The organism is Pseudomonas sp. YA1 (assembly GCF_058680555.1).
Map to the genome: position 1 here is coordinate 262,382 of NZ_JBZWBG010000007.1, position 12,850 is coordinate 275,231.

A 12,850-nucleotide genomic window follows, 5' to 3' on the forward strand; every position below is an offset into this window, starting at 1 on the left:
GGGCGCCGCCGTCCCTTCGTCGCAGCCGCTGATATCGGCCCTGCGTGGGCGGGCGCGCCTGCGTCCGTCCAGCAACACGAGCGACCTGCCATGTCCTTCGATCTCGCTTCCCGCCTCGCCAGCCGGCGCGCGGAAGACCTCTACCGCCAGCGGCCGCTGCTGGAGTCGGCCCAGGGCCCGGACGTCGTGGTCGACGGCCAGCCGCTGCTGGCCTTCTGTTCCAACGACTACCTCGGCCTGGCCAACCATCCCGAGGTGATCGCCGCGCTGCGCGCCGGCGCCGAGCGCTGGGGCGTGGGCGGCGGCGCCTCGCACCTGGTGGTCGGCCACAGCGGTCCGCACCACGAACTGGAGCTGGCCCTCGCCGAATTCACCGGGCGGCCGCGTGCGCTGCTGTTCTCCACCGGCTACATGGCCAACCTCGGCGCGGTGACCGCGCTGGTCGGCAAGGGCGACACGGTGCTGGAGGACCGCCTCAACCACGCTTCGCTGCTGGATGCCGGATTGCTCTCCGGCGCGCGTTTCTCGCGCTACCTGCACAACGACCCGGCAAGCCTCGCCGCGCGCCTGGACAAAGCCGAGGGCAATACCCTGGTGGTCACCGACGGGGTCTTCAGCATGGACGGCAATCTCGCCGACCTGCCGGCCCTGGCCGCCGTCGCGCAGGCCCGCGGCGCCTGGCTGATGGTCGACGACGCGCATGGCTTCGGCCCGCTGGGCGCCAGCGGCGGCGGGATCGTCGAACATTTCGGCCTCGGCCAGGAGCAGGTGCCGGTGCTGATCGGCACCCTCGGCAAGGGTTTCGGTACCGCCGGCGCCTTCGTAGCCGGCAGCGAGGAACTGATCGAGACCCTGATCCAGTACGCCCGGCCCTACATCTACACCACCAGCCAGCCGCCAGCGGTAGCCTGCGCCACCCTGAAGAGCCTGGAGCTGCTGCGCCGCGAAAGCTGGCGGCGGCAACACCTGGCGGCGCTGATCGCCCGTTTCCGCCGTGGTGCCGAGGCACTCGGCCTGACCCTGATGGACAGCTTCACGCCGATCCAGCCGATCCTGGTCGGCGGCAGCCGCCAGGCCGTGGCCCTGGCCGGCATGCTTCGAGCCCGCGGCATCATGGTCGGCGCGATCCGCCCGCCAACCGTGCCGGCCAACAGCGCGCGGCTGCGCGTCACGCTGTCCGCCGCGCACAGCGAAGCGCAGGTCGACCGCTTGCTCGAAGCCCTCGGCGAAAGCTGGCGGCAGCTGTCGTCTAGCCTTCTGGCAGAGATCGAAGCCGAGGAGGGAGACGATGCGTGACCACCTGATCCTGTTGCCGGGCTGGGGCCTGGGCAGCGCGCCGCTGGAACCGCTGCGCGACGCGCTGCACGAGCGCGAGCCGCACCTGAACGTGTTGATCGAGCCGCTGCCGTCGCTGGACGACGCCGCCGACTGGCTCGACGAACTCGACGACAACCTGCCGCGCGATAGCTGGCTGGCCGGCTGGTCGCTGGGTGGCATGCTCGCCGGCGAACTGGCGGCGCGCCGCGGCGACGATTGCCGGGGACTGCTGACCCTGGCCAGCAATCCGTGCTTCCGTGTGCGCGAGGACTGGCCGAACGCGATGCCGGCGGAAACCTTCGAGGACTTCTTCGAGGCTTTCCTGCTCGAACCGCACCTGACCCGCAAGCGTTTCACCCTGCTGGTCAGCCAGGGTGCGCGCGACCCTCGGACCCTGGCGCGGCAACTGCAGGTGGCGCTGCCGCAGCTGGAGCGCGAGGCGCTGGTCGCCGGCCTGCAGTTGCTCGGCCAACTGGATACCCGGGCCGCCCTGGAAAACTTCCGCGGGCCGCAATTGCACCTGTTCGCCGAAGCCGATGCGCTGGTGCCGGTGGCCGCCGCCGAGGCCCTGCTCGAGTGGCTGCCGGACGTCGAGGTCTCGACCCTGGCGGCCAGCCACGGCCTGCCGCTGGAATGCCCGGACGAGGTGGCCGGCGCAATCCTGAGATTCCTTCGCGAGGGTGACGATGCCTGACGATTCCGCGCCGCTGCTGGCGCCCCATGGCGTTGCCGCGCTGCCCGACAAACGTCGGGTCGCCGCGTCGTTTTCCCGCGCGGCGGCCAGCTACGACGCGGTGGCCGAACTCCAGCGCGGCGTCGGCGAGAGCCTGCTGTCGGCATTGCCGGAAGGCTTCTCGCCACGCCGCTGGGTCGATCTCGGCTGCGGCACCGGTCATTTCAGCCGGGCCCTGGAACGCCGCTTTGGCGCGGCCGAGGGCCTGGCCGTGGACATCGCCGAAGGCATGCTGCGGCATGCCCGCGCGCGCGGCGGCGCCAGCCATTTCATCGGCGGCGACGCCGAGAGGCTGCCGTTGCGCGACGGCAGTTGCGACCTGCTGTTCTCCAGCCTGGCCATCCAGTGGTGCGCCGACCTCCCGGCGGTGCTGGCCGAGGCGCGGCGGGTCCTGCGGCCGGGCGGCGTGCTGGCGTTCAGCAGCCTGTGCGTCGGTACCCTGGGCGAGTTGCGCGACAGTTGGCGGGTGGTGGACGGCTTCGTCCACGTCAATCGCTTCCGCGCCTTCGCCGACTACCTGCAACACGCGGCCGGCAGCGGCCTGCTGCCGCTGACCCTGCGCCACGAGGACCGGCTCCTGCATTTCCCCGACCTGCGCAGCCTGACCCACGAACTCAAGGCGCTGGGCGCGCACAACCTCAACCCCGGGCGGCCCGACGGCCTGACCGGGCGCCAGCGCATCCGCGCGCTGGTCGCCGCCTACGAGCGTTTCCGCCAGCCCGAGGGGCTGCCCGCTACCTACCGCGTCGTCTTCGGCGTGCTGCGCAAGGATTCCTGAACCATGCCGGCGTTCTTCGTCACCGGTACCGACACCGAGATCGGCAAGACCACCATCGCCGCCGGCCTGCTCCACGCGGCCCGGCGTGCCGGCCTGAGCACCGCCGCGGCGAAGCCGGTGGCCTCCGGCTGCGAGCCCACGGCGCAAGGCCTGCGCAATGGCGACGCGCTGGCGTTGCTCGGCCAGTGCTCGCTGGCGCTGGCCTACGAGCAGGTCAACCCGCTGGCCTTCGCGCCGGCCATCGCCCCGCACCTGGCGGCGCGCGAGGCTGGCGTCGAACTGAGCGCCGCACGCTTGCACGAGGCGGTGCGCGAGGTGCTGGCGCTACAGGCCGACTTCACCCTGGTGGAGGGCGCCGGCGGATGGCGCGTGCCGTTGCTGGGCCGCGAGAACCTCTCCGACCTGGCGCGCCTGCTGGCGCTGCCGGTGGTGTTGGTGGTCGGCGTGCGCCTGGGCTGTATCAACCATGCGCTGCTCAGCGCCGAGGCGATCCTGGGCGACGGCCTGGCACTGGCCGGCTGGGTGGCCAACGTGGTCGACCCGGCTACCTCGCGCCTGGAAGAGAACCTGGCGACCCTCGCCGAACGCCTGCCGGCGCCCTGCCTGGGTCGGGTACCGCGCCTGGAGGAAGCCACTCCCGCGGCCGTGGCCGCGCACCTCGACCTGCGGCCCCTGGGCATCGGGCTATAAACAGCGGGCCGTCCATAACCAACGGGCGGTACCCAGCGCCGGCCAAGTCTGCTTGAATAGAAGCCACTTGCTATCGTAGCGGCGCGTGCGCGTCCCCAGGAGTAGACGGTGGAAATTTCCGGCAACGCTTTCGTCAGTGGCCTCAATGCGGTGCAGTCGGGCAGCGCCCGCGTCGCCCAGGCCGGCAGCGAGATCGCCCGCAACACCGTGGAGGCCCGTTCGCCCCAGGCCGAGCAGATGGTCGAGCTGACCCGCGGCAAGCTCGAGGCGCAGAGCGGCGCCCGGGTCATCGAGGTAGCCGACGAGACCCTCGGCACCCTGATCGACACCCACGCCTGACTCCCTGGCGGCCGGCAGCGGTCGTCCCCGACTCTTTCTTTTCCGACTGTCACCCGGCGGCCCCTGAAGCCTGCCGGGCGCTTCGCCATGGGCTTTACTGAGAGAGACGAAAGCGCTTTGGATGGTCGTTGCAGCCAGTGATTTCGGGCATGACCGAGCGGTCGGTTCGGATGCTTGACAAGGGATTGGCGTAAACGTATGTTTCAAACGCCTGTTTGAGAGTCGGGACGCATGAGTGCGTCCGGCAAGGCGACCGGGAGCGATCCCGCACTGCGACCGCAGACTCTGGACATCCGTCCGGTCGCCGATTAACCAGAACCCTTCGTAGAGGTTGACTGCTATGCCTGATTACAAGGCCCCCTTGCGTGATATCCGTTTCGTTCGCGACGAGCTGCTGGGCTACGAAGCGCACTACCAGAGCCTGCCGGGCGCCGAAGACGCGACTCCCGACATGGTCAACGCCATCCTCGAGGAAGGTGCGAAGTTCTGCGAACAGGTGATCGCTCCGCTGAACCGCGTCGGCGACCTGGAAGGCTGCACCTGGAGCGCCGACGGCGTGAAGACCCCGACCGGCTTCAAGGAGGCCTACCAGCAGTTCGTCGAAGGCGGCTGGCCGAGCCTGGCCCATGACGTCGAGCACGGCGGCCAGGGTCTGCCGGAATCCCTCGGCCTGGCCATCAGCGAGATGGTCGGCCAGGCCAACTGGTCCTGGGGCATGTACCCGGGCCTGTCCCACGGCGCCATGAACACCCTGCATGCCCACGGCACCGCCGAGCAGCAGGCGACCTACCTGACCAAGCTGGTCTCCGGCGAGTGGACCGGCACCATGTGCCTGACCGAGCCGCACTGCGGCACCGACCTGGGCATGCTGCGCACCAAGGCCGAGCCGCAGGCCGACGGTAGCTACAAGGTCACCGGCACCAAGATCTTCATCTCCGCCGGCGAGCACGACATGGCCGACAACATCGTCCATATCGTCCTGGCCCGCCTGCCCGACGCCCCGCAGGGCACCAAGGGCATCTCGCTGTTCATCGTGCCGAAGTTCCTGCCCAACGCCGAAGGCAACGCCGGCGAGCGCAACGCGGTTTCCTGCGGCTCCATCGAGCACAAGATGGGCATCCACGGCAACGCCACCTGCGTGATGAACTTCGACGCCGCCACCGGCTTCCTGATCGGCCCGCCGAACAAGGGCCTGAACTGCATGTTCACCTTCATGAACACCGCTCGCCTGGGTACCGCGCTGCAAGGCCTGGCCCACGCCGAAGTCGGTTTCCAGGGCGGCATCGCCTATGCTCGCGAGCGTCTGCAGATGCGCTCGCTGACCGGTCCGAAGGCGCCCGAGAAGCCCGCCGACCCGATCATCGTGCATCCTGACGTGCGCCGCATGCTGCTGACCATGAAGGCCTTCGCCGAAGGCAATCGCGCGATGCTGTACTTCGCCGCCAAGCAGGTCGACATCGTCCAGCGCAGCCAGGACGAAGAGCAGAAGAAGGCCGCCGACTCGATGCTGGCCTTCCTCACGCCGATCGCCAAGGCGTTCATGACCGAAGTCGGCTTCGAGTCCGCCAACCACGGCGTGCAGATCTTCGGCGGCCACGGTTTCATCGCCGAGCACGGCATGGAGCAGAACGTCCGCGACAGCCGCATCTCGATGCTGTACGAAGGCACCACCGGCGTTCAGGCCCTCGACCTGCTGGGTCGCAAGGTGCTGATGACCCAGGGCGAGGCGCTGAAGGGCTTCACCAAGATCGTGCACAAGTTCTGCCAGGCCAACGAAGCCAACGAAGCCGTCAAGGAATTCGTCGCTCCGCTGGCGCAACTGAACAAGGAGTGGGGCGACCTGACCATGAAGGTCGGCATGGCCGCCATGAAGGATCGCGAGGAAGTCGGCGCCGCTTCGGTGGACTACCTGATGTACTCCGGCTACGCCTGCCTGGCCTACTTCTGGGCCGACATGGCGCGCCTGGCCGCCGAGAAGCTGGCCGCCGGCACCGGCGAGGAAGCCTTCTACAAGGCCAAGCTGCAGACCGCGCGCTTCTACTTCCAGCGCATCCTGCCGCGTACCCGCGCCCACGTCGCCGCCATGCTGTCCGGCGCCAACAACCTGATGGAGATGGCCGAGGAAGATTTCGCCCTCGGTTACTGATGGCACGGGCCGCTGGCGGCCCGTTCCCCAGGTGAGAAAGAGCCCGCCCTTCGGCGGGCTTTTTCATGCCTGCGATCCGCTGCATCCTGGCCTTCCGACCTCGGGGTTATGGCGTTGCATTCAGCGTCCGCAGCGTGATTGTAGGCGCCCGTCCGGCGCAGTAGCTTCGAGGGATTCGCGCCTGTGGGGCGCCCCTGCCGAGGAGAACAGAGATGCCGGAATACAAGGCTCCGCTGCGCGACATGCGCTTCCTGATCGATGAGGTATTCGACTTCCATGGGCGCTACCAGGCGCTCGGCGCCAGCGACGCGACCCCGGACATGGTGGCGGCGATCCTCGATGAAGGGTCGAAATTCTGCGAACAGGTTCTGGCGCCGCTGAACCGCTCCGGCGACGAAGAAGGCTGCCACTTCGACAACGGCGTGGTGACCACGCCCAAGGGCTTCAAGGAAGCCTATGCACAGTACGTCGAGGGTGGCTGGAACGGTGTCGCCAGCGATCCCGCGTACGGCGGCCAGGGCCTGCCGCACTCGCTGGGTCTGCTGCTCAGCGAGATGATCGGCGCCAGCAACGTCTCCTGGGGCATGTACCCGGGCCTGACCCGCGGCGCCATGTCGGCGATCCACGCCCACGGCAGCCAGGCGCAGAAGGACCTCTACCTGGCGCGGATGACCGCCGGCACCTGGACCGGCACCATGTGCCTGACCGAGCCGCACTGCGGCACCGACCTGGGCATCATCAAGACCCGCGCGGTGCCGAACGCCGACGGCAGCCATGCGATCAGCGGGACGAAGATCTTCATCTCCGCCGGCGAGCACGACCTGAGCGAGAACATCGTTCACCTGGTGCTGGCCAAGCTGCCCGATGCGCCGGCCGGGACCAAGGGTATCTCGCTGTTCATCGTGCCGAAGTTCCTTCCCGACGCCGAAGGTAACGTGGGCGCGCGCAATGCGGTCTCCTGTGGCTCCATCGAGCACAAGATGGGGATCAAGGCCTCGGCCACCTGCGTGATGAACTTCGACGGCGCCAGCGGCTACCTGATCGGCGAGCCGAACAAGGGCCTGCACTGCATGTTCACCATGATGAACCACGCCCGCCTGGGCACCGGCATGCAGGGCCTGTGCCTTGGCGAGACCAGCTACCAGGGCGCCGTGCGCTATGCCCGGGAGCGCTTGCAGATGCGCTCGCTGACGGGGCCGAAGGCGCCGGACAAGCCGGCCGACCCGATCATCGTGCACCCCGACGTACGGCGCATGCTGCTGACCATGAAGGCGTTCAACGAAGGCAACCGCGCGCTGGCCTACTTCACCGCCCAGTTGCTCGACACCGAGCACCTGTCGCAGGACGCCGCCGAGCGCGAGCGGGCCGCCGACCTGCTGGCCTTCCTGACACCGATCTGCAAGGCCTTCATGACCGAGACCGGGCAGGAGGTGACCAACCTCGGCATGCAGGTCTACGGCGGCCACGGCTACATCCGCGAGTGGGGCATGGAGCAGTTGGTCCGCGATTGTCGCATCGCACAGATCTACGAAGGCACCAACGGCATCCAGGCCCTCGACCTGCTCGGCCGCAAGGTATTGGGCAGCCAGGGCAAGCTGCTGCGCGGTTTCACCAAACTGGTCCACCAGTTGTGCCAGGCCCAGGCCGAGCATCCGCAACTGAAGGGACAGGTCGCGCAACTGGCGGCGCTGAACGCGCAGTGGGGCGAACTGACCCAGCAGGTGGGCCTGGCGGCGATGAAGAATGCCGACGAAGTGGGCGCCGCCTCGGTGGACTACCTGATGTTCTCCGGCTACGTGACCCTGGCCTATTTCTGGTTGCGCATCGCCCTGGTGGCGCGCGAGAAGCTGGATGCCGGCAGCGGCGAGGCCGCGTTCTACGAAGCCAAGCTGGCCACCGCCGACTTCTACTTCAGTCGCCTGCTGCCGCGCACCGCGGCGCACGCCGCGGCGATCCAGGCCGGCGCGGCGGGCCTGATGAGCCTGTCGGCGGAGCAGTTTTCGCTCTAGCGGCTGCCGGGGCAGGGGCGCGGCGCTTCTTCCCCCGGTTTCTCCCACACCCGCCGGGCCCGTCGGACTCCCGGCGAACTCGCTCGAGCCCGCGAAAAGCGGGCTTTTTCATGCCTGTCGCATAGAAGACCGATATAGACTTAATGGTCACGACGTGACGCTACAAGTCCGAAATGTTGGTGGTGTAGACTCGGCCGCGGCACACCTTTCGTGCCTCCATTTTGTTGCCGCTGGCCCCCGGCCGGCGATCGGTACGATCGAGGATTCCCCCACATGGCTGATTACAAAGCTCCGCTGCGCGACATGCGCTTCGTCCTCAATGAGGTGTTCGAGGTCTCCCGGCTCTGGGCGCAACTGCCGGCGCTGGCCGAAGTGGTCGACGCCGAGACCGCCGCGGCGATCCTCGAAGAGGCCGGCAAGGTCACCGCCGGTACCATCGCCCGGCTGAACCGTCCGGGCGACGAGGAAGGCTGCCAGTGGAACGCTGGCGCGGTGAGCACCCCGGCCGGCTTCCCCGAGGCCTACCGGACCTACGCCGAAGGCGGCTGGGTCGGCGTCGGCGGCGATCCGGCCTACGGCGGCATGGGGATGCCCAAGGTGATCTCGGCGCAGGTCGAGGAACTGGTCAACTCGGCCAACCTGTCGTTCGGCCTGTATCCGATGCTGACCGCCGGCGCCTGCCTGGCGCTCAATGCCCATGCCAGCGACGAACTGAAGGACAAGTACCTGCCGAACATGTACGCCGGTATCTGGGCCGGTTCCATGTGCCTGACCGAGCCGCATGCCGGCACTGACCTGGGTATCATCCGCACCAGGGCCGAGCCGCAGGCCGACGGTTCCTACAAGATCAGCGGGACCAAGATCTTCATCACCGGCGGCGAGCATGACCTGACCGAGAACATCATCCACCTGGTGCTGGCCAAGCTGCCCGACGCCCCGGCCGGGCCGAAGGGCATCTCGCTGTTCCTGGTGCCGAAGGTGCTGGTCAACGCCGACGGCTCGCTGGGCGAGAAGAACAGCCTGGGTTGCGGCTCCATCGAGCACAAGATGGGGATCAAGGCCTCGGCCACCTGCGTGATGAACTTCGACGGCGCCACCGGTTGGCTGGTGGGCGAGGTCAACAAAGGCCTGGCGGCGATGTTCACCATGATGAACTACGAGCGCCTTGGCGTCGGCATCCAGGGCCTGGCCACCGGCGAGCGCTCCTACCAGAGCGCCATCGAGTATGCCCGCGAGCGTATCCAGAGCCGCGCGCCGACCGGCCCGGTAGCCAAGGACAAGGCCGCCGACCCGATCATCGTGCACCCCGACGTGCGCCGCATGCTGCTCACCATGAAGGCGCTGAACGAAGGCGGCCGCGCCTTCTCCAGCTACGTCGCGATGCAGCTGGACACCGCCAAGTACAGCGAAGACGCGGTCACCCGCAAGCGCGCGGAAGAGCTGGTGGCGCTGCTGACCCCGGTGGCCAAGGCATTCCTCACCGACATGGGGCTGGAAACCACCATCCATGGCCAGCAGATCTTCGGCGGCCACGGCTTCATCCGCGAATGGGGCCAGGAGCAACTGGTGCGCGACTGTCGCATCACACAGATCTACGAAGGCACCAATGGCATTCAGGCGCTCGACCTGGTGGGGCGCAAGGTGATCGGCAGCGGCGGCGCCTTCTCCCGTCACTTCACCGACGAGATCAAGGCCTTCGTCGCTTCCGCCGACGAGGCCCTGGGCGAGTTCAGCAAGCCGCTGGCGGCCGCCGTGGAGAACCTGGAAGAGCTGACCGCCTGGCTGCTCGACCGTGCCAAGGGCAACCCCAACGAGATCGGCGCGGCGTCGGTCGAATACCTGCATGTGTTCGGCTACACCGCCTATGCCTACATGTGGGCATTGATGGCGCGCACCGCGCTGGCCAAGCAGGGCGAGGACGACTTCTACGCCAGCAAGCTGGGTACCGCGCGCTTCTACTTCGCCCGCCTGCTGCCGCGCATCCATTCCCTGAGCGCCTCCGTGCGCGCCGGCAGCGAGTCGCTGTACCTGCTGGACGCCGAGCAGTTCTGAGGCCTGGCGCCTGAGACGGAAAGCCCCGCGATGCGGGGCTTTTTTCTGGGCGCCGGGGGCTCGGCGCGCGGGACGGGTGGGGGGTGGATATCCGCTTGCGGCTATCCGCCATTCCCAGGGTTTTCTCGGGGCCGTGATGGGACAGGGTGATCGGCGGATAACGCCGTTGGCGTTATGCGCCCTACGGCTCCTCGCGCAGGGTGGGCGGTAGGGCGAATAACCGCTTGCGGTTATCCGCCATTCCCAGGGTTTTCTCGGGGCCGTGATGGGACAGGGTGATCGGCGGATAACGCCGTTGGCGTTATGCGTCCTACGGCTCCTCGCACAGGGTGGGCGGTAGGGCGAATAACCGCTTGCGGTTATCCGCCATTCCCGTGGTTTTTCTCGTGCCGTGATGGGACAGGGGTGTCGTGGCCCGTCGCGGAGGATACGGGGATATCCGTTGATGGCGTCTCGCCCGAGCCTCAGTGCGAGGTTCCCTCCGCATAGCCGATCTTGTTGCCGACGTTGTACTTGCCCGACGGCTTGTTCATCGGCAGTCGCTTCACTTCCTCCAGGCTGTGCGCGTCGTAGACCACCAGCGCGCCGTCGCGGTCCCAGACGCTGAGCAGGGCGTAGCGGCCGTCGCGGGTGAACTCGACGTGGCCGGCCACCTTGCCCGGGCTGGGGCGCAGGCGATGGGCGATTTCCAGGGTCTGCTTGTCGATCAGCAGGATCTCGTCGTGTTTCTTGCCAAGGAAGGTATCGGTCCAGGCGTAGGGCGAGTCGGCATGGCTGCGCATGAAGAAGCCGGGGCCGTCGGTGACGATTTCCTTCAACGGCTTCCAGTTTTGCAGGTCGATCACCGAGATCACCCCGCGGCTGATGTTCGGCGTGGCGAACACCCAGCGCCCGTCGCGCTTCCAGTAGATGCCCGAGCCGAGGTGCGGCATGCCCGACAGCGGGATCGAGGCGACCCGCGCGCCGCTGTCCAGCTCGATCACCTCGCCGCCCCTGGCCTGCCGCGAGCTGCCCAGCAGGTAGCGGTAGTCGGGGCTGAAGGAGAAGTCGTCGAGGTAGTCGGCCACCGCCAGCCGTTTCGGCGCGACCGGCTTGCCGTTGGCATAGGGCAGCTCCCACAGCTCGTGGACGTCCTTCAGGGCGACCACGAAGCTGTGCCGCGGCGGTGCCGTGTATACCGCGCTGACCCGCGAGGCCTGGCCCAGGGCGTCGGCCGCCGGGATGACCCGCACCAGGGACAGGTCGCGGGCGTCCAGCAGTACCAGGTTGCCGGGTAGGTAGTTGCCCACCAGGACCCAGCGCCCGTCGTCGCTGACCGCCAGGTTGCGCGTGTTGAGGCCGGCGCGGACCTCGGCGACCACCTTCAGGTTGTACAGGTCGTAGAGGGTCACCCAGCCGTCGCGCGAGGCGAAGTACACCAGGCGCCCGTCCGGGGAGAACTTCGGACCTCCGTGCAGGGCGTAGCGCGAGGGGAAGCGGGCGATGGGCTCGAAGCGATCGCCGTCGAGGATGGTCACGTGGTGGTCGCCGGATTCCACCACCACGAACAGGTTCAGCGGGTCGGCCTCGAAGCGCGGCCTGGACGGCAGGGTGGCGAGGGGATGCGGCTGAACCTGGCTGGCCCGGATGTCCTCGGCGCCCCACTGCGGTTCGCGCGGCGGCGCCTGGTAGAGATAGGCGACCAGGGCGTCCGCCGCGGCGGCGTCCAATTGACCGGCAAAGCCGGCCATCTGGGTTGCCGGGCGACCGTGCAGGATCACCTCGCGGGCCTGCGCCGGCTTCAGCCGCGAAAGGCTTTCCGGGAGCAGGGTCGGGCCGCTGCCGCCGAGCCGCCCGGCGCCGTGGCAGGCCTGGCAGTGCTGGCGGTAGAGCGCTTCCCCCGGCGCTTCGCCGGCCTGTGCGAGGGAGCCGAGGAGCAGGCCGAGGGCGAAGCCGATCAGGCGCATGCGACGGCCTCGCGGCTGACCGGCGAGCCGGCGCCCAGGTATGAAGGATGCGCCATCGCGCGCTCGGCGAAGAGCGCCACCACCTGGCCGACGACGATCAGCGTCGGCGGCTTCAACTGGTAGCGTCGCGCCAGCGCCGGCAGCTCGGCAAGGGCGCCGCGGGTCACCTGCTGGTCCGCCTGGGTGCCCTGGCTGACCAGCGCCGCCGGGGTGTCGCCGGCGAGGCCGTGCTCGACCAGGCGCGCGGCGATCTCGGCGAGGTTGCCCAGGCCCATGTAGAACACCAGGGTCTGCTTGCCGCGCGCCAGGCCGGCCCAGTCGAGGTCGAGGCGGCCGTCGTTCTGCAAGTGGCCGGTGACGAAGGTGCAGGACTGGGCGAGGTCGCGGTGGGTCAGCGGGATGCCGGCGTAGGTACTGCAACCGGAGGCGGCGGTGACGCCAGGGACCACCTGGCAGTCGACGCCGGCTTCGAGCAGGCGCTCCAGCTCCTCGGCGCCGCGACCGAAGATGAACGGGTCGCCGCCCTTCAGGCGGACCACCCGGCGTTGCTGCCGGGCCAGGCGCACCAGCAGCTCGTTGATTTCTTCCTGCGGCAGGCTGTGGTGGCCGCAGCGCTTGCCGACGTAGATGCGCTGGCAGCTTTCCGGCAGGAGGGCGACCAGCTCGCGGGCGACCAGGCGATCGTAGACCACCACCTCGGCCTGTTGCAGCAGGGCCCAGGCGCGCAGGGTGAGCAGGCCCGGATCGCCGGGGCCGGCGCCGACCAGGGCGACGCTGCCGGCGGGAAAGTCGACATTGAGGAGGGACGGCGGAATCACGGTAGTGTTCATGAGGCTTTCC

At 68.6% G+C, this 12,850-nt stretch carries 10 protein-coding genes; 8 read left to right on the plus strand and 2 right to left on the minus strand.

The genetic code is table 11. The features are described 5' to 3' along the window. The first annotated feature begins 90 nt into the window (after positions 1 to 90). From bioF to AC4OR5_RS12300, 8 genes are all read left to right on the plus strand, one after another. Positions 91 to 1,296 (plus strand): 8-amino-7-oxononanoate synthase, encoded by a 1,206-nt coding sequence (bioF, locus tag AC4OR5_RS12265; protein WP_003111238.1) that lies wholly within the window; start codon positions 91 to 93, stop codon positions 1,294 to 1,296. Then, on the plus strand, positions 1,289 to 2,011 hold the full coding sequence (locus tag AC4OR5_RS12270) for an alpha/beta fold hydrolase (RefSeq protein ID WP_003111239.1): 723 nt from the start codon (positions 1,289 to 1,291) through the stop codon (positions 2,009 to 2,011). Before bioF ends, AC4OR5_RS12270 begins: the two co-directional genes overlap by 8 nt. After that, positions 2,004 to 2,828 carry a malonyl-ACP O-methyltransferase BioC gene (gene bioC, locus AC4OR5_RS12275; RefSeq protein ID WP_015502249.1) on the plus strand — a complete coding sequence of 275 codons (825 nt, stop codon included), beginning with the start codon at positions 2,004 to 2,006 and terminating at the stop codon, positions 2,826 to 2,828. The genes AC4OR5_RS12270 and bioC overlap by 8 nt, the downstream gene beginning before the upstream one ends. A gap of 3 nt (positions 2,829 to 2,831) precedes the next feature. Continuing rightward, positions 2,832 to 3,518 (plus strand): dethiobiotin synthase, encoded by a 687-nt coding sequence (gene bioD, locus AC4OR5_RS12280; RefSeq protein ID WP_023098384.1) that lies wholly within the window; start codon positions 2,832 to 2,834, stop codon positions 3,516 to 3,518. Positions 3,519 to 3,626: 108 nt separating this feature from the next. After that, on the plus strand, positions 3,627 to 3,857 hold the full coding sequence (locus AC4OR5_RS12285; protein ID WP_003103338.1) for a hypothetical protein: 231 nt from the start codon (positions 3,627 to 3,629) through the stop codon (positions 3,855 to 3,857). 340 nt (positions 3,858 to 4,197) lie between these two features. After that, the gene (locus AC4OR5_RS12290; protein WP_003084842.1) at positions 4,198 to 6,003 is read left to right on the plus strand and encodes a phenylacyl-CoA dehydrogenase; all 1,806 of its coding nucleotides are present in this window, start codon (positions 4,198 to 4,200) and stop codon (positions 6,001 to 6,003) included. A 212-nt stretch (positions 6,004 to 6,215) separates the two neighbouring features. Beyond that, positions 6,216 to 8,012 (plus strand): acyl-CoA dehydrogenase C-terminal domain-containing protein, encoded by a 1,797-nt coding sequence (locus tag AC4OR5_RS12295; RefSeq protein ID WP_058160918.1) that lies wholly within the window; start codon positions 6,216 to 6,218, stop codon positions 8,010 to 8,012. A gap of 273 nt (positions 8,013 to 8,285) precedes the next feature. Further along, the gene (locus AC4OR5_RS12300; RefSeq protein WP_058160921.1) at positions 8,286 to 10,064 is read left to right on the plus strand and encodes an acyl-CoA dehydrogenase C-terminal domain-containing protein; all 1,779 of its coding nucleotides are present in this window, start codon (positions 8,286 to 8,288) and stop codon (positions 10,062 to 10,064) included. 464 nt (positions 10,065 to 10,528) lie between these two features. On the opposite strand, the gene nirN is transcribed toward AC4OR5_RS12300, so the two are convergent. Further along, positions 10,529 to 12,010, minus strand: a complete 1,482-nt coding sequence (gene nirN, locus AC4OR5_RS12305; protein WP_079992449.1) for a dihydro-heme d1 dehydrogenase — start codon at positions 12,008 to 12,010, stop codon at positions 10,529 to 10,531. Beyond that, positions 12,001 to 12,840 carry a uroporphyrinogen-III C-methyltransferase gene (gene cobA / locus AC4OR5_RS12310; protein WP_058160922.1) on the minus strand — a complete coding sequence of 280 codons (840 nt, stop codon included), beginning with the start codon at positions 12,838 to 12,840 and terminating at the stop codon, positions 12,001 to 12,003. The genes nirN and cobA overlap by 10 nt, the downstream gene beginning before the upstream one ends. Positions 12,841 to 12,850: the final 10 nt, after the last annotated feature.

Bases quoted from the DNA above. Each gene is read 5' to 3' on its own strand.
- bioD (WP_023098384.1), top strand. From the start codon at position 2,832: ATGCCGGCGTTCTTCGTCACCGGTACCGACACCGAGATCGGCAAGACC.
- AC4OR5_RS12290 (WP_003084842.1), top strand. From the start codon at position 4,198: ATGCCTGATTACAAGGCCCCCTTGCGTGATATCCGTTTCGTTCGCGAC.
- AC4OR5_RS12300 (WP_058160921.1), top strand. From the start codon at position 8,286: ATGGCTGATTACAAAGCTCCGCTGCGCGACATGCGCTTCGTCCTCAAT.
- AC4OR5_RS12270 (WP_003111239.1), top strand. From the start codon at position 1,289: ATGCGTGACCACCTGATCCTGTTGCCGGGCTGGGGCCTGGGCAGCGCG.
- AC4OR5_RS12295 (WP_058160918.1), top strand. From the start codon at position 6,216: ATGCCGGAATACAAGGCTCCGCTGCGCGACATGCGCTTCCTGATCGAT.
- bioF (WP_003111238.1), top strand. From the start codon at position 91: ATGTCCTTCGATCTCGCTTCCCGCCTCGCCAGCCGGCGCGCGGAAGAC.
- bioC (WP_015502249.1), top strand. From the start codon at position 2,004: ATGCCTGACGATTCCGCGCCGCTGCTGGCGCCCCATGGCGTTGCCGCG.
- cobA (WP_058160922.1), bottom strand. From the start codon at position 12,840: ATGAACACTACCGTGATTCCGCCGTCCCTCCTCAATGTCGACTTTCCC.
- nirN (WP_079992449.1), bottom strand. From the start codon at position 12,010: ATGCGCCTGATCGGCTTCGCCCTCGGCCTGCTCCTCGGCTCCCTCGCA.